The 23,259-nt window shown below is 43.1% G+C and carries 16 protein-coding genes and 1 pseudogene; 1 reads left to right on the top strand and 16 read right to left on the bottom strand.

From position 1 onward, the window contains the following. Nucleotides 1-77: 77 nt before the first annotated feature. Together PAHA3_RS10735 and PAHA3_RS10730 are read right to left on the bottom strand one after the other, a co-directional pair. A complete protein-coding gene (locus PAHA3_RS10735; RefSeq protein WP_062834728.1) occupies nt 78-1,211 on the bottom strand; it encodes a glycoside hydrolase family 88/105 protein in 1,134 nt (377 codons plus the stop codon). A 42-nt stretch (nt 1,212-1,253) separates the two neighbouring features. Next, nucleotides 1,254-2,144, bottom strand: coding sequence for a pectinesterase family protein (locus PAHA3_RS10730; protein ID WP_062834727.1), 891 nt, complete (start codon nt 2,142-2,144; stop codon nt 1,254-1,256). 71 nt (nt 2,145-2,215) lie between these two features. Between PAHA3_RS10730 and PAHA3_RS10725 the strand changes: the two genes are divergently transcribed. Next, nucleotides 2,216-3,100 carry a helix-turn-helix transcriptional regulator gene (locus tag PAHA3_RS10725; protein ID WP_062834726.1) on the top strand — a complete coding sequence of 295 codons (885 nt, stop codon included), beginning with the start codon at nt 2,216-2,218 and terminating at the stop codon, nt 3,098-3,100. On the opposite strand, the gene PAHA3_RS10720 is transcribed toward PAHA3_RS10725, so the two are convergent. The 14 genes and pseudogenes from PAHA3_RS10720 to PAHA3_RS10655 form a co-directional block, all read right to left on the bottom strand. Beyond that, nucleotides 3,097-4,659 carry a glycoside hydrolase family 43 protein gene (locus PAHA3_RS10720; protein WP_062834725.1) on the bottom strand — a complete coding sequence of 521 codons (1,563 nt, stop codon included), beginning with the start codon at nt 4,657-4,659 and terminating at the stop codon, nt 3,097-3,099. The two genes, PAHA3_RS10725 and PAHA3_RS10720, sit on opposite strands and share 4 nt — an antisense overlap. Before the next feature lie 745 nt (nt 4,660-5,404). Continuing rightward, nucleotides 5,405-5,862 (bottom strand): annotated as a pseudogene (locus tag PAHA3_RS10715) (SDR family NAD(P)-dependent oxidoreductase); the annotation flags it as partial. A 255-nt stretch (nt 5,863-6,117) separates the two neighbouring features. Continuing rightward, nucleotides 6,118-8,775 carry a glycosylhydrolase-like jelly roll fold domain-containing protein gene (locus tag PAHA3_RS10710; RefSeq protein WP_062834724.1) on the bottom strand — a complete coding sequence of 886 codons (2,658 nt, stop codon included), beginning with the start codon at nt 8,773-8,775 and terminating at the stop codon, nt 6,118-6,120. 116 nt (nt 8,776-8,891) lie between these two features. Further along, nucleotides 8,892-10,463: a hypothetical protein gene (locus PAHA3_RS10705; RefSeq protein WP_062834723.1), complete on the bottom strand. Its 1,572-nt coding sequence runs from the start codon at nt 10,461-10,463 to the stop codon at nt 8,892-8,894. A gap of 62 nt (nt 10,464-10,525) precedes the next feature. Continuing rightward, nucleotides 10,526-11,395, bottom strand: a complete 870-nt coding sequence (locus tag PAHA3_RS10700) for a carbohydrate ABC transporter permease (RefSeq protein WP_062834722.1) — start codon at nt 11,393-11,395, stop codon at nt 10,526-10,528. A gap of 2 nt (nt 11,396-11,397) precedes the next feature. Further along, on the bottom strand, nt 11,398-12,303 hold the full coding sequence (locus PAHA3_RS10695; protein ID WP_062834721.1) for an ABC transporter permease: 906 nt from the start codon (nt 12,301-12,303) through the stop codon (nt 11,398-11,400). A gap of 150 nt (nt 12,304-12,453) precedes the next feature. Further along, nucleotides 12,454-14,037 carry a helix-turn-helix domain-containing protein gene (locus PAHA3_RS10690; protein WP_062834720.1) on the bottom strand — a complete coding sequence of 528 codons (1,584 nt, stop codon included), beginning with the start codon at nt 14,035-14,037 and terminating at the stop codon, nt 12,454-12,456. Continuing rightward, nucleotides 14,015-15,832: a cache domain-containing sensor histidine kinase gene (locus PAHA3_RS10685; protein WP_235599417.1), complete on the bottom strand. Its 1,818-nt coding sequence runs from the start codon at nt 15,830-15,832 to the stop codon at nt 14,015-14,017. The genes PAHA3_RS10690 and PAHA3_RS10685 overlap by 23 nt, the downstream gene beginning before the upstream one ends. A 1,087-nt stretch (nt 15,833-16,919) precedes the next feature. Continuing rightward, nucleotides 16,920-17,117: a hypothetical protein gene (locus tag PAHA3_RS10680; RefSeq protein ID WP_062834719.1), complete on the bottom strand. Its 198-nt coding sequence runs from the start codon at nt 17,115-17,117 to the stop codon at nt 16,920-16,922. A 106-nt stretch (nt 17,118-17,223) separates the two neighbouring features. Further along, nucleotides 17,224-18,555: an NtaA/DmoA family FMN-dependent monooxygenase gene (locus PAHA3_RS10675; RefSeq protein ID WP_062834718.1), complete on the bottom strand. Its 1,332-nt coding sequence runs from the start codon at nt 18,553-18,555 to the stop codon at nt 17,224-17,226. Between the two features lie 390 nt (nt 18,556-18,945). After that, nucleotides 18,946-19,371 (bottom strand): MarR family winged helix-turn-helix transcriptional regulator, encoded by a 426-nt coding sequence (locus PAHA3_RS10670; RefSeq protein ID WP_062834717.1) that lies wholly within the window; start codon nt 19,369-19,371, stop codon nt 18,946-18,948. A 1,093-nt stretch (nt 19,372-20,464) separates the two neighbouring features. Beyond that, nucleotides 20,465-21,241, bottom strand: coding sequence for an NADPH-dependent F420 reductase (locus PAHA3_RS10665; protein WP_371327935.1), 777 nt, complete (start codon nt 21,239-21,241; stop codon nt 20,465-20,467). Between the two features lie 314 nt (nt 21,242-21,555). Next, entirely contained in the window at nt 21,556-22,629 is a 1,074-nt protein-coding gene (locus PAHA3_RS10660) for an LLM class flavin-dependent oxidoreductase (protein WP_235599416.1), read from the bottom strand. Next, on the bottom strand, nt 22,613-23,191 hold the full coding sequence (locus tag PAHA3_RS10655; protein WP_062834715.1) for an NAD(P)H-dependent oxidoreductase: 579 nt from the start codon (nt 23,189-23,191) through the stop codon (nt 22,613-22,615). The genes PAHA3_RS10660 and PAHA3_RS10655 overlap by 17 nt, the downstream gene beginning before the upstream one ends. Between the last annotated feature and the right edge of the window lie 68 nt (nt 23,192-23,259).

Here is a 23,259-nt window from a genome sequence, read left to right as displayed (position 1 = left end):
AAATTGGGAAGGCCTCTTTTTTAGATAGACGTCATGATTAATGATTTTTAAAAAGTAAACTATGTTTTGCTCTAGCATCATGTTTTACTTCTGTTAACATAACGTTCCACTTCCAGGGAAGCAAGCAGATAGGGGGCCATCCCCATTGGAGCATCTTCAACGATTTCCTCCGAAATATAATAGTCGTAGGAACCATTTCGATCTTGGCTTAATCCTGCTCCATGGCATATTTGTTTCAGATGTATACCATGTACATCTTCTTCCGTGAGATGTTCTTCGATACCCTTATATCCTCTAAGCATCGCATTTTCAAATCCCGCTTCCAAATAACCACGCCCCAGTCCTTTTGCCAAGGCATAAACAAACATGCATGAACCGGACGCCTCTAAGTAATTACCCTTCCGGCCGGCTTGATCGAGTACCTGATACCACAGTCCTGTTTCTTTATCCTGTACCTGAAGCAGGGCAAGGCACAACCTATGGAAAATACCAATAATGGTTCCACGCTTCGGATGCGTTATCGGGAAATGTTCAAGGCAGTCTACAAGTGACATCATATACCAGCCTACTGCCCGACTCCAGAATTGCGATGACAAGCCCGTGCGGCTATCTGCCCATTCCTGTTCACGGGATTCATCCCAGCCGTGGTAGAGCAGACCGGTCCGAGGATCGCGAGTTTTACGCTCAATCAGCAATAACTGATGAGCCACCTCGTCCAGTAATTCGGGACGTGCAAATACCTTGGCATATTCTGCCAAAAAGGGTGAAGACATATACAGACCATCCAGCCACATTTGAAACGGATATACCTTTTTGTGCCAGAATCCACCTTCAGAGGTTCGAGGTTGACTAATAAGCTGTGCGGCGAGCAGATGAGCGGCCTCAGCATACCGATCATCTCCTGTTTCTTGGAGCAACCAGAACAGATTCTTCCCCTGATTAATCTGATCCAGATTGTACTCCTCCAGTGAGTAGGTCTGAATGGAGCCGCCCTTCTGAATAAAGGTGTCCATGTGACGCCGTACAAACGCCGTATAAGCAGGTTCGTTAAACCATTTTCCAGTGCGCATCATCGCCATCAACAGCATCCCGGGTACATAAGCCCAACGTTTCAAAACGTACTCATGCTCTCCCTTATCATTACACTGTCCTATAACGGTATCCGCAATTTTTCGGGCGTTGCTTGCAATTTTGGCCTCTATCTTCGTCATCTCCGTGACCTCCTGTCGTTTCAATAGTAAGGGTAACGCTGATCAGTAACCTTCGGGATGCCATCCGTCCAAAATATTTATAATCTGATACTTCATCGTCTCCGCTGATGTCAGTTGCCGCGACCAAGAAACTCTTTCCGACGGATTGGCACCTGCGCCACGACTCTCGTATTCCTCATAACGACAAGTTTTCTCTCTATCAGGCTCCCCCCAATTATGCCAGCCCTCGCCTGTAATGGAACCATCCATAACTGTTCGCAGAAAAGCAACATGCCCATATGGACGCCAAGGACGCCCAAGATACACATCGTGAACCCCTTCACCACTTGTAATTCGGCAATCCAAAAAGACATATCCGAATGGTGTACCTTCCGGTGTAGATGCTGCCGTTATGTACCCTCTTGATCTTTTGTTATGAAGTTGGCAGTGATCAAAGAGCGCCGTTGCCGGACCAAAAATATAGTCTACATCCCCCTCAATATAACAATCGTTATAATACTGCTTACCTGGGCCTGTATATAACGTATCCTGATCGCCGAGAAAACGCACTCTGCGAAAGACGGCATGGTCTCCATCAACAAAAGCGGCTACAGCCTGCCCCGTCCCGGGTCCAGAGGCATTTTGGATCGTTATATTCTCGGCTGTAAACTGCTTCGCAAATATATTTATGGTCCCTGAGCGAAATGTTCCGAGTGGTTTTCCCTCTGCATCCAGTGTATGTGCATTATCTGACCAGCTTATAATTGTGGTGTCTGAATCTTCGCCGAGCAATAGAATGGGCGGAGCATCAGATGGGATGGTTACTTTCTCTTGATAGAGCCCTGGTTTGATTCGAATCGTAACCTCCGATTGATGCCCCTGAGAGATCGAATTCACAGCATCCTGGAGACTGGTATAATCTCCGTTTTGTCCAGCAGATACAGTAATCAACATACGTTTCCCCTTTCAACCTACTTTGGAAATAAACTATAATGGTGATAACTACAGAGTGATAAGGAGCGGCCATGAAAAGTGTAAGCGTTTCCCAATCGAAATACCATGTGGCAAACGAGCAATTCAGTATCCAACACATGAAACGTGCAGGCATCACAGCTATGCCCCGGGCTCACAGTCATCCTTTCGTTGAACTGTATTATCTTAAAGAAGGTGAACGTATTTATTTTGTAGATAGTCAAGTGGTCACGCTTCAAAAAGGAGAGATTATTCTTATCCAATCCGATGAGATGCATGCGACCGCAAGCTCCGAAATTGCTGAATTTGAACGAATTCTAATTAATTATAATCCAGCACTTCTGCCCACCCCGCTTCAGGATGATACGCAATGGTTTAACAAGCACGGCTTTCACCTTTTTCGACTGATGCTACGCGAGCAGAACGAAGCAGAAAACCTTCTGATACGTATGGTTGAGGAATGTCAGGAATGTCGGCCGTTTTACGAAACAAGCGTTCTAACTTTATTTGCTGAATTAATGATTCTCCTTCAACGTACAGAACCTCTCTCTCAGAGCGACTGCACGAAGCACCCACTGCACAACCTCGTTACCGATGTCGCTACTTATATTCGCGAACATTATGAGAAGCCACTGACATTGGAAGAAACAGCTAGACAATTCTTCATCAGCTCTTCCTACTTGAGCCGCATATTCTACAGACTGACAGGCTTTCATTTTCGGGAGTATGTCGTGCACATTCGAATTCAACAGGCCAAGCGACTCATTACCCAATCCAATAGCAAAATCCAGGACATTGCCTCACATGTCGGGTTTGAGCATCTGTCCCACTTTAACAAAACCTTCAAGAGGGTAACAGGTTACAACCCTTCACACTATCGAAAAGAAATCAAATTTAGTCAGAGGGAAAGCCTGTTTCATTCCAATAAAGAACTCTAATTTAAACCTTCATAATCAAACCAATCAAAGTCAGCAAACGTTGTACTAGGAGCTCCCTGAGAGCTGGCGTACAGGCCGATGTATGTTCCTGTAAAACCTCCGGCCAGATCAGTGCTTAACAGCCTTCCATCGACATTCATGCAGAGTGTCTTCCACTCATCTGCCTCTTCTGTTCTAAAGTAGAAGCTATAATCCTGATGGCGGGCTTCCACTTTCAGCTGAACTCTGCCTCCATCACATAGGTCAGAACCAAGCTCTTTTTCTTCTCCCTTGAAACGCTCGATTAGGCGAAGAATGTACCTGTCTCCTTCACGTGATAAGACAAAGCGGAAATGAAAGTTCGCGTTATGCAGCAGCACTAAGCCAGCCACTTCACCATCCGCTTGGGGTTCAAATATAAGACTTACTGCAGCGATAAAACTTAAATGCTGTTGGCGTCGTCCAATAAAAGCGGGGTTCCCTTGCTCAGTTAACTGTTCCGGCTTCAGTTTCAAACGTAGATATCCTGGATGTTCAGTTAGACTCCAGAACTCTCCACGGGGTGTACGAAGGAAATTCCAAACGGGAGCTAGTTCTGCGACATCAAAATCCTCTCTCACAGAGGAGATCTCCCACGTATGTTCTTGTAGGTTCGGGGCAACCGTCTCAAACTCCAACATTCCTTTGCCAGGACTAACTACTGGCCACTCATTTTCCCAAATTACAGGAGCAAGAAACGTCTCACGACCAAGATTGCGGAAATAACCTCCCGCAGTGCGGGAAGCAAGGCAAAACATCCACCACTCGCCATGTTGAGTCTCCACCAGTTCCCCGTGGCCCACGTTGACAATTGGAAACTTTCTTCCAAGATGCCTGTGAGTTAAAATGGGATTAGCTTTGTGAGCCTCATAAGGACCCTTGACGTTCCTGCTCCTTGCTATGGTAACTGCATGGGTGTGGCCAGTTCCTCCTTCTGCGACAGTCACATAGTACCATTCGCCAATTTTGTATAGATGAGCACCTTCCTGTGCATGGGCAACCTTAAGTGCTCCTTGCCAGATACTACACTTCTCTCCAACCAATCTACCTTGACTCAGATCGATTTCCTGCAACCAGATGTCCATGTGCTTGGGATATTCCTGCCCTCCTGGAGGAACTCGGTTGCCTGTATAATATACGCGGCCATCATCGAAGAACAGAGATGGATCAATACCGGGAGCATCTTCTAGCCAAACAGGGTCTGACCAGTCTCCGGCAGGATCGGTAGCCGTAACATAGAAATTATGCTGTTGTTTCTCATTATCAACGTAGGTTGTAATCATATAAAAGATCCCATTATGATAGCGGATCGTAGGTGCCCAGATTCCCATAGATGGAGCAATATGATCGAGATTCAATTGAGAAGGCCGATCTAGGATATGGCCTAGCTGACGCCAGTTAACCAAATCCTTACTATGAAACAAGGGCACGCCAGGGAAATACTCAAAGCTTGAAGTTACCAGATAATAATCCTCTCCCACTCTTATGGCTGATGGGTCAGGGTAAAATCCGGGGAGTACGGGGTTTTGAAATTTCCTCAATGTCAGCTCTCCTTCAGCAAATGTATTGTAAACACGCCCATTATAGTTCAATCAGATGTAAATTTCTTGCTTAAACCATGTTCAGTTCCCTTCTTTTTATACTTTCTTGCTCTGTATTGTATTGATTTGAATGCGTGACTCGATTATAAATCTATAGTTGAATTAGAGATAAATTTTTGGACAAAAGAAGAGCGCTGCTCGATAGCCGCGTTCGATGTGATTTAGTAAAAATGAAGATTCGTTCTCCATTGAACCATTTGATGTTACCACCGGAAGAGCTGAAACCTTTGAATTATCCTTTAAGAATACTCCACACCTGATATTAACTGAAACACCTCTCGAACTTAATGCTCGATCTCTCATTTAAATGATTTCTTTCCAAGGAGGAAACACAGACTTCTTCAAATCCCCTCCTGCTATTTCAAACTATTCACTGAAGAAATTTTCACTAACTCGAGTGACTAATTTTTCAAGAACTCACAATATAATTCTTCTAATTTTACTATTGTGCTTCTTGGCCCCGACCCGGATCTCATCAATTTTAAAATTAGTAACAGTTCAAGAGGAATTCTCCTTGAACTTAGGAGAATATCTTCGTGTGAGGACCTTTTCTACTGAGAAACCAGTGCCATCTCAGGGTGATCCTCGTTCATTATGCATACTAATAAAAGAACAAATATAAATTGTAAATAACCACGCTATTCTGCGTGGTTATTTTAGCCTCAATGAGGAATATTGTTTTACATCAATCCATATGGGAGCCACCGTTATTGTCGATTTCCTCTCCAGTAATATAAGATGCCTCTTTTGAGGCCAGGAAAGCGATAGCTGACGCTATTTCTTCAGTTTCTCTCGGACGTCCCATTGGAATACCGAAATTACACCGTTGGCTGTGTCCTGGTCGAGCGATTTCCAGATGTCTGTTTTCACCAATCCTGGTGCGATACAGTTTACAGTTATGCCGTTTGCAGCCACTTCTCGTGCAAGGTTCTTGGAGAATCCAAGCACGGCAGCTTTCGAAGCTGAGTAGTGGGCTCCACCGAAGACGCCACCACCACGTTTCGCTGATACGGATGACAAGCTAATGATCCGCCCATATTCTTATTTTTTCATCTGATCCAGCACTGCCTGGGTACATAAAAATAATCCAAACATGTTTACGTTGAATACGCGGGTAATGTCCTCCAGCGTCATTTCCTCGACAATAACTGAAAGGCTGCTAATAAACGTATGTCAAAAACTAGTCGTACAGACATAGAGCCAACCACCCATTAATGCGTTTTCGACTCTATCATATTTCGGGCATTGTTTTCTATTTGAAGTCTACCTCTATCTTACTTGGTATCATCCCTTTAATGTCCTTCGCTACCTCATTGCCTTCAGCGAAAATATTAAACATCTGTGTCTGTGGATCTTGATATGGTGTGGTTTTAGATTACAACAGACGTTCCGACCGCTCTAGGAAACATCAGGCCTATGAAACTGAACAGGTCCAATAAGTCCACTTGGTTCCTGTTGGGCAAATGAGGACAAGAAATCTCGCTGATCTTTTACCAACGTATTTGTAACCTCAATAATTAATTTGTTCCCCCCTTTCTTGAGCTCCCCATGGATTTCGAATCGATAAGGCGGACAGATCCGCACGCCTATATTCTCACCGTTTAACCATACTTCTGCCGTTTCGAACACTTCGCCCAGATCTAAAATCACTTGGTTAACGGATTCGTTCCATTCAAATTGTGCTGCATAACGAAACGTTCCGGAAAAATGCGGCAGATAATCAGGCGAGCTCATATTGGTTAACGTACTTAATTGGCCCCACTCCACAAAATGAGGATACTGTTCAGCGTCCGCCGTTGACACCGTCCACTTGGCTTGTAGATCACTGGTCTGGTTGAACGCCATATCCACTGGACCTACCGCATGACTATCCAAGTGATCTCCATGAAGCAGAATGATGGATTCATAAGGATTCAGGGTCAGCGGGACCGACTTCGGATGAGTGTCTGACGCAGCCAAGTGGCTCAAGCGATTCCGGAAAGCATCATAGGCATAGATCTTGCCTTGTACAGGTAAAACAACCTCTGTACGTATCGTGTCATGCGGACTCTCATTGAAGAACATAAACACATCCAAATCAGGATGAACATAGTGGTAATGCCGCAGATAAGATTCATGCGAATGTACTTGAATATTGAAATACCCATTGCTCTTCAGATCCTGAGACAACTTGTTCAGCGCTACCTTCTTAACGTTCCTATGATTCGCAAGACATGATAGCTCACTAGCAACTTCAATGCCTTCGCTGGAACGCGTGGGCAGTCCGCCAACAAAATAAATGGCCAGACCCTGTTCCGCAAACTGAACCAAACGCTGCAGCATTGCGGCAGGAAGCGCATCCGCATAAGGCAGGATCAGGCATGCATAATCTTCCAGATGCACATGCAGTCTGCCATCCATCACACTCACTCCGTCCAGAAGAACGTCGATCGGAAGAATATCGCAGTCAATCTGATGCTGCATCAATTCTTTGACGGGCTCTTGAAAATACATGGCTTCCCCTGACCACTCGGCTTCAGCATGATACACAACGCCTGCAGTTGCCACGTGCCTTCCACCTGAAATCAGGTGGCTAATTCGGTTCATATATTGATTTAGATGTTTGTAATATCGATACTGCGGATTCATACCACCTGCATACATATGCGGTGGGCAATCCGGATCGAGGAAGGGTTTCTGTGTAAAAGCATGCGGGACGAAGTAATTTACTCCGCGCACCAGCATATGGTCAGTTAGCCACTTCATCAGCTTCAAGCCTTCTGTCCAGCCATAGGCTCCATATAATTCACACATCGTCCGGCCTTGTTTTTTCGGATCCATGTGTCCGAGCGATACGGCCAGCTTCGCCAGGCCATAGTGGAAAAACAGACTGTCCGTCTCCCCTGACGTGGTACGGAAACTCAATTGGTCAAAGCCGGGCACGATCTGCCATAACACCACATCAAGGCCCGACATATCCTGTCCCCAGAGTGAGCGGAAGAAGTGACCTGCACCGGGACCAAGCCTTGCATGAACATTGTTGTCTTCAAGAACATGTCCGATATACTCAACTCCGCGAGCTCGGCACCAATCCCCGATTTGATTGCAGAAGTTGTCTGCGTAGAGCTTACTAACGATATTCATATAAGTGTACCGCACAGTATCAGATCGCTCTCCCCCATTCTGCCAGAGAAGATAAAGATCCTTACGATAGTCCTCACCGAGGGCCTGCTCCAGCAAAGCAGGCATTTCAAGGCTCCAGGGAAGCGACACCCCTGGCTTGCCGGCTCTTGAATTGAAGTCGAAGGTGATCGGATCATTATAGAACCCAGGTTCGTCCGAAAAGAAGCCAGCAAAGGTTTTACCGAAATCTGCCTGATATCGTTCATAGACCCTCTCATAAACCGTATTGATCAGAATATCAACCGAAGCCCGGTCCAGTGGGTTGAGATAATCTTCCTGCGCCTTGCTGCCACCCTCCTTATTGGCAGAAATTATAAATATGCGCCAGTATCCTTCGGGGATGTCCCAATACAGAATACCGTTTTGTACATGTTTAGTGATATCGACGCAGTCGCTCAGTAATGTTCCATTGGACGGATCACGGCGGACTGCAATAGCGGAAACCAGTTGGTTTTTCCCTTTTGCATGTTGACGATCCGATATGGTGGGCCGAAGCCCTGTCATCAGCAGTGTATCCAGCAAAAAAGAGGCACCTTTAGCAGGACCCAGGGTATCAATATAGCGCTCACCCAGAAACAAGCGGTGAAGCTCTTCCGGAGCTTCCTTTATTTTGCCTGCCGCATGCCCCGTAGGAAAATGATCATCATCCAGCAACCATACCTTCATCCCGCGCTTACGGGCTTCATCCATAATAATGTCCATGTCTGTCCACCATTTCGGTCCCAGAAAATCAGGATGCGGACGAGCTTCAACACACACAGCACCGATGCCTGCCTCATCCACACGGGCCATCTCTTCCCGGATCACCTGCTCCTCCTCCCCATGCTGCCACAAAAATGGGAGGATATAATTATGTTCCTCACCCTTGAGTACTTCCATCAACCGATTTGTCATGATTTCCTCCTGGTCTGGCTTCTATTTCAATCCGTAGATTCGTACCCTGCACGTCAGATCCCTATTAAAATTCGCCCGCTTTCAACAAAATGCGGGCGAATATCTTCGTTAATCCATTATTTCTGTACCTTGGCATACCACTCTCTTGCGCGCTTGGTCACCTCTTCCCCGCCCGATGCATTCCATTTATCTACAAACTCATCAAACTTGCTGATTGGGTACTGTCCCAGAATGATTTTCGTGGCGTATTCCACGTATAGCGTTCGATTATTTATGTCCGGGAAGCTGTCATACACGCTGGCTGGCATACCATCACCGGCAATGACTTTCGCGTATTTCTGGGCTTCCTGCATATTACGGGTCACCTGGTCGATCGCCCATTGACCATCTTCTGATGACGTACTGTTAAAGAGGTCTATCGTAAAATCAAGTGTCGCCAAAGTCGAATATGGATTCAAAAGTTGATTTTCCTGACTGCTCTTGTCATCGGGAAGTTTAACGGCTTTGCCGTCTTTCATCTCATAGTGCATGCCTTCCACGCCCAGGAACAGATCCTTCCAGTTCTTTTTGTCATACATATTGTTCAGCAGCTTCAGGGTAGCCATCAGCTTGTTCTCATCCTTATTGTTCTTGATGACCCACTGCGGAGGTGCAAATCTCTTCATTGTGTAGAAACCTTCGTATCCTTCAACTTCCGGTACAGGGAGTACGGTAAAGTTAGCCTTTACGCCTGTGTTCTTCTCCAGGTTTTCCAAAATCAAATTGCCATGCTCGACCCAGTGAAAATAGTTCCCTACCTTGTCAGATTGAATTTTGCCATCCCACTTATCCTTCGTGTTCAGAAGTGATTCCTTGTCGATTAAACCTTCCTTATACAGCTTAGATGCGAATTCCAGAGCTGCCCTCATATTCGGAGTCACGGCGGAGTAAGTCAGCTCGCCGTCGTATATATCCCACTCCGGATAGCCTTCGAACATCGCTACCCCGTACATGGCAAACAGATGGTCCATCCACCGGGCCTGCTCCCTCCCCCCGGTAGGAAGCTCATCCTTCTGGCCGTTGCCGTTAGGATCCTTATCCCGAAATGCTTCGAGCACCTTAACATATTCCTCCTGCGTCTTCGGCATCGTCAGACCCAGTTGATCGAGCCAATCCTGACGGATCATGCCCGCGTATCTTCCGTATTCCACAACCCCAGGAATGTAGTAGATTCTTCCCTGACCTGTAGGATCGTTGGCTTTGACAACATCCCACATCTCCTGCGGAATGGCTTCCCATACATTTGGCGCATATTTAGGCAGCAGGTCAGTCAGGTCGGCAATGGCACCATTTTTAGCCAAACTGTCTTCAATGCCCTGCTGAGGTATGAACAAGTCAGGCATTTCATTGGCAGCGATTTTCAGGTTCAACTGGTTTAGATAGTTGGTGCCTCCGTTCCATTCAACATAAGGATGAATCACGCCCACGCCTAGTTTTTCCTTATAAAACTCATACAACTGACTGCCCTTGGTAATCGGTTTATAACCGATGTTCGTTCCCCATACTTCGATATCGACTGTTCCATCCTCATTGGCCGAAGTCTGGCCAGCAGCGGAAGAATCACCCGTAGAGCTTGAATTACAGCCGGTTATTGTGCTTATCGCCAGAACACCTGCAGCCATCATTAAACCCAACTTTTTCAGAATCATAGCTAATCCCCTTTCAATCCCTGTTATTCTTGTAGATTCATCTGTTCATTGATAAAACGAGATCAGCCCTTCACAGAGCCAAGCATGGCTCCTTTGACAAAATACTTTTGCAGGAAGGGATACACAATGATGATCGGAATGATCGCAAAAATGACGGTTGCTGCTCTCAATGTCCGCTCATTGTAATTCAGGTCCACCGTTGAGGCTGCGCCTGCCATCATAACGCTATCGTCGGTAATAAACTGCCTAATCTTGATCTGCAGCGGAAACCAGTTGGTATCCTGTAGAAAAAATAACGGATGCTGAAACTGATTCCATAACACCACACCATAAAATAAGGCGAGGGTTGCCATTACAGCTTTGGATAAGGGAAGAACGAAATGGAACAGCATTCGGAAATATCCACAGCCTTCAAGAAAGGCTGCTTCCTCCAGCTCTTTGGGAAATTGTTTGAAAAAGGTTCTCATGATGATCAAATTAAATGGATTCAGAATATGGGGCAAGATCAGGACCAGTGGATTATCATAGAGTCCAATACTGCGGACCGTCAGGAAATAAGGAACGATCGGCGCTTTGAAGATCATTGCAATCACAACGCATACCATGATCACGGAGCCCCATCGGAACTCTGACTTCGACAGTGGATACGCGAACAAGGCCGTCATCAATAGAGCTAGTACCGTTCCTATCACGGTCGTACCTACTGTCAGAAAGAAGGACCTCCATAGATCCGGACGATCAATGATGTATTTCCATGAATCTAGCGTAAATTCCTTTGGCCACAGTGTCACCAGGTTCATGTCCACGACGCTTTTGGAACTGAATGAGGTGGAAATCACAGACAGTAGCGGAATAATGGCCGCAATGGAAAACAGGATGAGAAAAATGGTAACCCCGGTAACAAATGCTCGCTCTCTTTTCGCTTCAACCATTTTTACCAAAGCCCCCCATCCGACACTTTTTTGGACAGTTTATTAAATACAAATACCAGGATAAAGCCAATTACCGACTGAAATAATCCGACCGCTGTCGCGAAACTATACTGCCCTTGCTGAATACCGGTCCGGAACACGTAGGTATCCAAAATATCTCCCACACTGTACGTCATTGGGGTGAGCATATTAAATACCTGATCAAATCCGAGATCCAGGAAGTTACCGATTTCGAGCAGGAAAAGCACAAGCACGGTTGGTAAGAGCAGCGGGAACGTGATATGGCGGATCTGCCTTAGTTTTGATGCACCATCAATCATTGCTGATTCGTAGAGTTGCGGGTCAACCGCGCTAATTGCTGCCATATACACCACAGTTCCCCACCCGGCGTCTCTCCAGATGGACGAGATGGCATAGATGGGTCTGAAATAGTCACTCTCCTGCATGGCCAGTACAGGATCCAGACCAAACCAACCAATAACGATATTGAACAATCCGCTTAAAGAAAAGAAATCAAACAAGATTCCGCCCACGATAACCCAAGATAAAAAATGTGGGATATATAGTGCGGTTTGAATTCCTTTTTTTAACGCCGATTTACGAATCTCGTTAATCATCAGAGCCAGTAATACAGGCACCGGAAAAACCAACACAAGTTTCAAAAATCCGAGCATTAGCGTATTTCCAAATACCCTCGCAAAATCGGGATGTTCGATTAAGGTTTTAAAATGTTTGAGTCCTACCCACGGACTGTCTCCGAACCCTTGAAATACCGAGTAATCCTTGAAAGCAATGATTGCACCGCCCAGCGGGACAAATTTAAACACAATGAGAAAAACAATACCCGGAATAGCCATCACGTATAGCGGCCAATACACTTTCATTCGATGAAACGCAAAAGCCTTCAACTTATCCACCCCCAGTATTCTCTAATGAATCCGCTTACAATATAACTATACAGCCAGAATAACCCTCACTCAATTAGGCATTTTTAAGTTAAAACAAGTGATTTTTAAGAAAAAGAATGCCACTTCGTTATGAAGTGGCATCCTTGATTATTATTGTTTTGCAAGACTTTTCCGATAATCCCTTGGCTTGAATCCGGTCCATTTTTCGAACATGCGTGCAAAATGCTGCGCATCCGAATAGCCTACCTTATGACAGATTTCGTACACCTTCAAATCTGTCTGTTCAAGCAATTCCTTCGCTTTGCTGATCCGTATGTGGGTCAAAAAATTCAAATATGTTTCACCTGTCTTTTGTTTGAAATATTGGCTTAGGTAATACGGGTTCATATAAAAGCGGGCAGCTAATTCGGCCAGGCTGATAGGTTCATCATAATGGTCTGTGACATATTCCTTGATCGCTGAGATCATATCCTTTTTCTTGGAAGTACGTTGTTCCAGCAAAAATCCAATGATTCCACTAATTACTTCCACCATCCATTGTTCCAGAGACGCTAGCGTCTTAAACCGTGAAATACCTTCCAAAGATAACAGCTGACGACTTAACAACCTGTTCTGCTGAAGCTGCTGAAAAGATACTTTCCGAATGCTAAGCAAAAGGATGTTCAAGCATTGCAGCTGGAGATCTGCCGGACTGAAACCTGGTTCAGCTTCTATTTTTCTAAAGATCCGATGGATCATTTCCACGCTTTCCCTTTGATCCATGTTGTCGATGGCTGCCTCCAGGTCCGTGATCATCTGCTCTGTAACCAGCTCGCTTTTCCCTGTCAGATTCATGATCTGGGTAAACGAAATGACGGGCTCTGCGCCCTTGATCACTTGATAGCTGAGGGCATTTCGCGCCTCTTCAAAGGATTGGCTAATACCACCAGGCTGATTCTGAACGCTGCCGATGCCAATCACGCTGGAGACGTCCAGTTGTCTGAACAGAACCTCATGAAGGCGCTGTACCGTGCTAACCATATCTCTGATCTCCAAAGCTCCACCGTGCATCACGATTACTGCAATTTGTGCACCCGTATAGCGAAAACGATACACACTACCGTATTGTCTGAAGACCAGATCAATCTGCCTAAATACAGGATCAAATCCGAGCTCTTTCAGACCGTCTGCCTTACTGCGGATTTCAATCAAGATACATGCGAATCGTGCATCCTTCTCAGGCATGCATCCAATCCTTAGGAGTTCCTCTGCAATTTCGGTATGGTCGTTACCCATATCCAGAATATCTCGTAATCCATCTTCCTGCATGCGGTGATATGATGCCATTTTTAGTGCATGCATTTCCTGGACTTTGCTTCGCTCTAAGCGAATTGTATCCATGACCTGACAAACACAGTCACGCAGTTCCTGTTCCTCAACCGGCTTATTGATGTAAAAGTTCACACCCAGCTGCATGCCTTTCCGGGCATATTCAAAGTCCGCATATCCACTTAGCAAAATGAATTTGCTCTGAATGTCGACCTCTTTGAGCATTTGGATCATTTCCAGTCCACCAGCCTGTGGCATTCGAATATCGGTAATAACGATGTCCGGCTGCCATTTTTGAATCAGCTCGAAGCCTTCACACCCATTGTAAGCTGTTCCGACCACTTCACATTCCGGAATATAGCGATCTATCATCTTTTTAAGTCCTTCCAAGATCCCTTTTTCATCATCTACCAAAATCAGTTTCATTTCTATCACCTTCCTCTTTTGCATCGAAACTTATCTGCTCAGGGTTGACTATGCCCGGAATCCGAATTTCGATGGTCGTGCCATTCTCGATACCAGATAGCACCTTAATGTAATATGAATCTCCATAATGGAGCTTAATTCGTTCTGCAATATTGGTCAGTCCCAGACCGTTCTCTCCAATGTCATCTTGGTTTTCAAGGCTGTATCTGTTTGAAGCCGCCTGTTCCAGCAGCGAATTCAGTTCTGTCCATTTCTCCGGCGACATTCCGGTCCCATTGTCTGAAATTCGGATCAGTATCTCCCCGTGTTCCGTCCAGCTTCCCTCGATTTTGATACATAATGCCTGGCTGTAGCCTGCAAAACCATGATGGATGCTATTTTCCACAATAGGCTGAAATACCAACGGAATGATGCTGCACTCCAGCATTTCATCCGGCATGTTGACTGCCAATGTGAACATATCATCGAATCGTATGTTTTGTAGCTGCAGATAGTTGCCTGTGTACTCCAGTTCATGCTTAATCGAATGATGCCTTCCTTCTTTCCCAAGCGTTAACCGGAACATTCGAGCCAGAATTTTAATCATCCCTGCCGTATCCTCGTCATCTTTTACCATTGCCTTCATCCGAATGGATTCCAAGGTATTGTAAAGCATATGGGGGTTAATCTGATGCTGAAGGGCGAGGTACTTGGCCTGCCGCTGCTTGATTTCTGCCACGTATACCTCTTCTATTAACGTTTTGATCGTGATTATCATTTTGTTGTAGCTGTATACCAGACTTCCAATTTCATCACTGGTCTGTTCTTTCGCTATGGGAAGATATTGACCTACCTCTGCCTGCTTCATGCTTCTTCGAAGTGCCTTGATGGGTCTTGTAATTGTATAACTAAGCCACAGCGAGATCAGAAAAATAATCAGGCAGCTTGTCATGATCACCATCATGGTCAGCCCTTTCATCTGATTGATTTTCTGCAGCAATTTGGAGCGAGGAATCTCGGTTTTGATGAATAATTCCCCTTGAGCCGTGTGTTCCGATAAAGTAATCCGCTCTTTATTTGCACGGTCTCCCGTAAGATCGAATCCTGAATGGAGCACCTGCTCCCATGTGATGCGGCCACTGGCGGCTTCGGAATGATAAACAATCTCTCTACGATCATTGCTTATAATCACGCTAATGCCATATTTATCACGAGCTTGCAGAAACTCATGCTCAAGCTGTAGCAGCGTAAAGGGATCGAGATCGATTAGAAGCATGCCCGCGTATGCTCCTTTCGAATTAAACAGTACTCTTCCCACCGTCACAACGGCTCCTGCGCCCTTATCCTCGTAATAGGAACGATCGTGCAGACCGCTAATAAAAAAGGTCTGATCCGAATTTCGGAGCTGATTGTACCAATCTTGGGATAACAGTCTGCTCTCATCAACTCTGCTGGTCGTAGTCGTGTATTGGTACACGCTGTTATCGCGGCTGATCAGCATTACAGTGCCAATTTCGGATTTGAGCAATGACACCCTCATAAGAAGCTGCTGTACGGCCACCCGCTGATTAACCTCATCGTTCATGGGTATGTTTGACCCTTCTCCGAGCCTGTAGATCAATTCGTTTTCCACTAATACTGACTTCGTAATCTTGTCATATTCCTTGATAAATTCATTCAATGAGGACTTGATCTGGGATGTATACAAGGAGGCAAATTCCTGTGAGGATTCTTCCAGCCCTTTGGCTGACTGATGAAAAATGAATACGCTTACAATTAATAGCGGAATGATGCAGGCCAGAAGGTAACTCAACATCAATTTGTTTTGAAACCTCAACTTTTTTATCATGGGCGTCCCTTCCTTTGGTGCTCATCTTATCTTTTATAATCTATTGTCCGTCCATAATTGCGTTAACTTTAACGCTCCGACCCCTATCTTGTAAAGGGATTATTGCTGACCTCCAGCATAGTTTACAGCAGAATGGGTCCTTGAATCATGCTCAACATGTACTGTCTTAAAAATGACTATGTATTTCCTTAAAAACAACCTGTTGATAGTGAAAAGGGAACCTCCTTACTCCGGGAAACTATCTTTACTTTACTGTACACTCACACGAGTCTATGGTAGGTATAGGCAATCATTTGGCACGAATGTTATATTGTTTGTATTGTCATTTAGTACATAACAAAGATGTACGATTGATTCTATTCAGCCATGAATATGAGCGTTTATTAGCTTCCCAAAGTGGATGTAAAGCATTTACCAGTAAACGTAAAGTTAAAAAGTTCAGCGGGAAACCAAGATTGTTGTTTGAGATCTGCTTCCGAATTTTCAACATTTCACAAATTTGCTCGTCAATTTTAGAAATTCGTTCGTCATAGTACTCCGTTGGACGTTCACAAAAGGCATTCGCTTCAACTTTGCTCTCCCCTTTGTTATCGAGTTCTATCAAAAAGATATTCTACACCAGTATTGAACTAACCTGCCCGTTAGTATAATGAATTGAAGGGCAAGATGACGATTAGATACACGACTAATCGGCAATAGGAACATGTTCTTGTCCAATACGGTAATCGGTACAAGTTCTTGTCCTCAGCAGCTAGTTTCAGTCCGATATTTCGTCTTTTTAATACCCAGCTGCACGGGTTTAACCTCTCATCGTGTCAGTTGTCCATAACACTGTGAACATTTTCATGTATTATGGTACTTCATGAAGGTTTAAGTGCATGTGATCAATGTTTAGATGTAGATCTAATCGGTAATCGGACTATGTTCTTGTCCATTCCGGCAATCGGTACAAGTTCTTGTCCTTGGATCGGGACAAGGACTTGTACCGATAAAATAAATAAGCCGCTAAAATAGCGACTTCAATGGGACCATGTTCTTGTCCCTCGACATTTTCTTATTTTTTTTTCAGATTGTAATAGTCAAATAGCACTTGATACACGGTCAAATGGTTCTCCACCAAATACTTTACATCTAAAATGTTTCTTAACATCTCATCTTGCATAACGATGAGCCTACCATCAATTTTATTAAAAAAGCCCTCTTTTATTCCTTCATCATAACAAGCCAATTCCTGATATTCTCGTTGCTTCATGGATTCTTTTAGTCGCTCATAGATTTACGTGCTTTCTTAAGACCTGGTTTTTTACGCTCATAAAGAAGCACAGGTCATTATCAGCCTGTGCTCTATATTACTTCTATTAAGATAATCGTTTATCTACACCATATTGATAGGGCACACCAAGATTTTCTCTTAATGTCTCTCCATCATAATCTTCATGGAATACACCACGTTCCTGTAAGATAGGGACCACTTCTTCTACAAAACGTTTAAAGTCGGTTTCATAAGCATCTGGTAGTATCCAAAAGCCATCTGCTGCACCACTTTCAAACATTTCAATTAGGTAATCCGCAGTTTCTTTTGCATCACCTAATGTTGCAGGATGGTAATCAATCACAGAATGATAAATGATATCGCGTAATGTCCAACCTTCACGTGCCACCTTTAAAACATTCTCAGCACGAGGATCAGAATAACGGCCGATTTTTACCTTGTCTAAAAGTTCTGGTGCGATCGGGCGTTCTAAATCTTCAGGAGTGAAGCTGATTCCTAATATCATTCCGATATGAAATGCACGTTGTTGTACTATATTTTCATCCATAAAACTTGCGTGACGATCTATTGCTTCACGTTTAGAATTTGCAACAACCGGCATGAGTCCTGAGATAAATTTAATCTCATCTGGATTTCGACCCGCGTCTATCGCAACCTGGCGTAGTGCATTTCTTGTAGCAATACCTTGTTCTATCGTCCACACTTCACCAATCATTGCACTCGCATAGCGTCCTGCAAACGCAATACTATTTGGAGATCCACCAGAGTGAAAGATGACCGGTTGTCCTTGTGGTGAAGGTGGAATTGGCAAGGCTCCATTTGCCTGTATATGTTTACCAGATATATGAACAGGTTTTACTTGGCTATAATCCGCAAATACACCGGTTTCTTTATCAGCTTTTAGAGCATCTTTTCCCCATGTTGCCCATAAGTGCTGTACAGTTTCTACGAACTCATAATGACTTTCATAACGTGATCTACTATCCATTAGTTTTACACCAAAGTTTTCTGCTACCTTTGGACTTGATCCCGTAACAGCATTCCAAGCAATACGTCCACCACTCATTAAATCCATCCCTTTAAATTGACGTGCTAAAGTAAAAGGATTATTCCACTGAGTATGTACAGTTGACGCCACACCAATGTGTTTTGTTTGTTGTAATATTGCAGTGGCAGTAATGATAGGTTCAAGCGTCATCGATGGCACCTCCCTGTTATCATCGGGTATTGCTCCAGGGAAATCACCTACAAATATAAATTGAAATTTACCTTTTTCAGCAAGTTGAGCATAGCGAATATCTGCATTAATATCTGGATAAGTAGTCACATTGACACCCTCACTTTTCCAAGCTTTAGCATTTGCACCGTATGCCCCTGTAAATCCTAAACCAAGCAACATTTGTTTTTTTTCAGACATAAATAAATCCTCCTAATTTATTTTCATATAGTATCTACTTGCTAATATGCTCAAAAATAAATAGATAATAACGAGTCAAACGTTCTATAAATATCTACAATCTTTAATCTTATATTTCCTAATCATTTATTTAATCTGATCTGATTCATTTAAAATACGTGGGTCAACGCCTAGCTGATAATCTAGATTGTTGACATGTTTAACGAGACAGCTTTAAACATAGCATTGAATAATTTAAAGAATTTCAGTAGATCGATCAAAACGAAAATAATACTTAGCCTGCTAACTTATTTTTCGGTGGTTACCAAGGTTCCCCGCTTCAAGAGAGGAGTTCCTTGCTAAAGAAGGTTATAATTTATTTAGCATGCTAAATATCAACATAGAGAAAACTTAAAACAAGTTCCTCTCCATTCGCTTCATAAGTTCCCTTAAGATTAAGCGTTCTTCCGGTAAAATTGAATGGAGTAATTTTTCTTGCTGCTCTCTCCATTTGAATTCAACCGGTTTCTCTAATTCTCTGCCTTTGTCTGTTAGAAAAATCCGCATAACCCTTGCATCATGTTCATCACGTTTACGATAAATAAATCCGTTTTGCTCCAATGATTTAACCATATTGGTTACCGTAGGTGGTTCGCATTTTAAATGTTCACAGAGTTGCATTTGTGTTACCCCATCGCCTAACCACAAACGAGAAAGCAAATTATCTTGACCTACATAAAGGTTAAGTTTCCTCAATGATTCGCTATAATCTCGACGCATTTGGGAAGAAACTCTATCTAACGACTGACGAATATCACAGTCCACTGTATCTGTCATTAATACATCTCCTCAGCCAGTCAACCAGCAATAGTTAGCCCACTAAATATATCAGGGTGATATCTTTGTGTCAACAGGGGGCAATTATCTTAATTCAAAAAGGGATCTGATGCCATCATCGTGATATTATAATTATCTGTTGCATCGTAGGCAGATATTCACATGGCTACAACGTTCCCCCTTCTTTTTCACCACCCACGTTATCCTGCCCGTTAGCTTAATTAAACAAATAAAATATTCTAATCGATATTGATACCATGTTCCCAATTTTTTCAGCAATGGAACTGAGTTCTTGCCTTCAGAAAGCGAATTGTGCTTTTAGCTCGTCACATTAGTTCTGTCATGATAACATTTAGATAACAATCTAATCCGAAATGACACAATGTTCTTGTCCTTTTCGGCAAAGGAACCAAGTTCTTGTCTTTAGCTTGGGACAAGAACTTGGTTCCTTAAATCAAAAAAGCCGCTATATAAGCGACTTTGAATGGAACAATGTTTTTGTCCCGCGACACAAAGTTCCTCAACAGCTCCTCCAGGAAGTGTCCAACGGCCTCTATCTCTATTTTGAACTTATTATTATGTTTGTTCAGTTTGGATCAGTGATTACCGCATATGCTACATCGATTCTTTTCAAAATACTGATCTCCTTTCAAATAAATAAAAACGCTGTAACTGCAGGATCAAGTACAGCGCACGTCAACATGACAAATAAGCGTAAAAATGTGCTTCCCTATCATGGCATGTTTACTACAACTCGATAATGATCATCAACCAATACCACACTAACCCGCCCGTTAACTAAATAGAAGCAGTAGATCATTGATCTAGCTGCTTCTTTGTATAGTAAGCTATCGTTTTTCGTTAGCTAATGTATTAATGCTATGAAATTATTAGAAGATATCCCTCACGTTTTTTTGGTTAATAACGTTCTGCACCTAGTCCAAAAAGTTATTAACATTTGAGCAAGGTCTATGTCAATAATTAAGTTCCGAGTGATGAACCTGTTTACACACAGCTAAATCCACTCTCTCACTCACTATTTCAATTAAATGCTATCTCAACAAGAAGCACGACTCCTGTTTCTGTATTCGTTTTATGCTTTTCGGGACAAAGCCATCGCATCAGCCTTCTGCTGCGCTTCCCTTTTATGTTTCTCAAAGATAGGCATTGCTTCTTCGAGACTTTTTACTATCACTTGTGGTGGGATAGGTACTTCAGCTTCAGCAAGTAATTGTTTTAATTCTGGTAGCTCTGAAAAAATACAGTAGGCAGGCTGGAAGCTCTGTTGTCTCCAGCTTTCAGCAATTGAGCCTGCATCATAAGCGTCATAACCAAATTCCTCAACCAAGTTCATAATTAAAACCTTCGCTTCATAATCGTCACTACACACCGGAAGTGCAAACCGTTTTTCAGCACCTTTTGGACGAGCGTATTCGTCAAATTCACTCATCATGATGTTGTTGAATGCCTTTACTGTACGCGCTCCTGGAAAATGTTCAGACACCCACTGCGTGGTTGGTTTCCCGTCTAAAATTTCTTGAATATGCCCATCCCGTATGAGAGCATAATTGTTGGTGTCAATGAGAATCTTGCCCTTCAGTTTATCCGTGGCAAATGAAGGGACAACATTCATCGGGGTTGCGAGGATAATAATGTCTCCCCAAGCCATAACATCATTTACATGCATAGCCTGTGCACCTATTTGCGTGGCTGTCCCTGCCAAGGCTTCAGGACTGCGGGAACTCGAAACAGCAACTTCGTGACCAAGGTTGTTGAATAGTGGGCCTAATGTCTGCCCCACTTGACCTACGCCAATAAATCCAATTTTCATAATGTTTTGATCCTCCGAATCTTTGTATTGTTTTTGTATTGCTAAATTAATGCTTTCTCACCTTTACCAAATAGAGACTGAAGTATGTCGCTCGGTTATGAAGTAATTGGTATGCAAAGGTATGTCTAAAGCGATGCGGATAGACGTTAGCCTTAACCTCCCCGCGTCCTGCAAGCTGCTTTTAAAGCCCACCTTAACGTTTGGATGGCCATTCTCTTTACTGGGTTTGTTTCGGTGGCGAATAGCGACTTACAGGACCTTTTATTGGATTCCAGGTAAATCAGACAAATTGGTATTTAAGTTCTTATCTAATGAATTGGTAATAAGTTACTGAACTCATCTCATTCTTACTTCTAAAATTGTTCTTTTATCACATCAGCTAATAGCTTAAGAGAATGCATTTGTGCCTCTTGATAGTATATAAAGCTATTTACCATAATTTCATCAATTTTTACTCGTTCTCTTAACTCTTCTAATTGTCTAGATACAGTATTTTTACTACCAGTTAATGACAATCCCGTCATTCTCTCTACAGCTTCACGTTCTCTGTTTACAATGCCTTCTATTTCAAAAGCAGTTGGTCCAAAATGAGGCACTTTAGTAGCCGTAATATAGTCTTTCCATACGTCTTCTTCATTTTTAGGTGGTAAAATCCCCTTTTGCTCATTTGTAACTAGACCTAAAACAGCTTGTGTTTGAGAAGTTGCTAATCGTTTCGCTTCTTCATCCGTGTCAGCTACTATCGCATTCAGTGCTAAAATGACATAAGGTTCTTTTAATTCGCTGGATGGTTTAAATTCCTCACGATAAATACGAATCGACGCCTCCATTGCAGCTGGTGCAAAATGAGCTGCAAAGGCATATGGTAATCCTAATTTAGCTGCTAGATGGGCACTATCCGTACTTGAACCTAAAATATATTTTGGAACTTGTAATCCTGAAGCAGGATAAGCTTGAACAACTGATGTCCCTTTAAAATAGCTATCTAATTCAGCGATCTCTTTTTCAAAATCAGCATTCAAATTTGTTGTTCGTCTTAATGCCCTAGCCGTATGAATATCAGTCCCTGGAGCTCTTCCAAGTCCTAAATCTAATCTTTTTGGATACAGCGTTTCAATTGTCCCATATTGTTCCGCAACTAAATAGGGACTATGGTTAGGAAGCATAACGCCACCTGATCCAACTCGAATTTTCTCTGTTTGTGCTAGAGTGTGTTGAATCAACAGTTGTGTCGCACTACTTCCTATTGCTTTGCTATTATGATGTTCTGCAATCCAATATCGCTCATATCCATAACTCTCTGCTTTTTTTGCTAAGTTAATTAAATCTTGATAAGCTTCTCTATAAGTTTGACCTTCTCTAAGATAAGCTAAATCTAAAACAGAAAATTTAATTATATTCATGTCCTTTTTATCTATTTTGTTCATTATTATTCGCTAAAGTTTTTACCAACTCTACTACCTTTCTTGCTGTTCCACGAGCTTTTTCAGCATATTCACGAGAAATGTCTTCGTTGATACGAGTACCATAACTCACGCCGTAAAGAATTTCATACCCTGATAATTCCATACCAGTTGCTTCTACTATCCCTTTAATCGGTAATAATAAATCTGATTCAGAAACAGCGTTCTCCCCATTATAGTAAGATTCAGGAGCTCCCGCAGTCATCAATAGTACCAGTTTTTTCCCAACTAATGCTTTTCCTTTCGGTCCATGTGAGAAACCATTTAAAAAGACATCTTCAATCCATTTTTGTAATAATGCTGGCATGCCGTACCAAAAAATTGGATATTGAAACACTATAACGTCTGCTTCTACTAATTTAGCTTGTTCTTTTTCTACATCAAAAATGTAATTTGGATACAGTACATCTAATCGATTGACTTCTGCTTCTGGCAACAATTTTGTTAATGTCTCAAATGCGGCTCTATTGGCTACTGATTCTTTCTCAAAATCTGGATGCCCAGATACTAATAATATTTTATTCATTTATTTTTCCTCCTATGACACCTTGATAATGTCGATGTTATAGGGGATACTTTAATTATAAACCTTTA

Origin of the sequence: Paenibacillus amylolyticus, assembly GCF_001570725.1 — a bacterium.
GTDB classification, from domain to species: domain Bacteria; phylum Bacillota; class Bacilli; order Paenibacillales; family Paenibacillaceae; genus Paenibacillus; species Paenibacillus amylolyticus_A.
The sequence above is the reverse complement of the archived record's forward strand: the minus strand, read 5'-3'. Positions and strand labels throughout refer to the sequence as shown.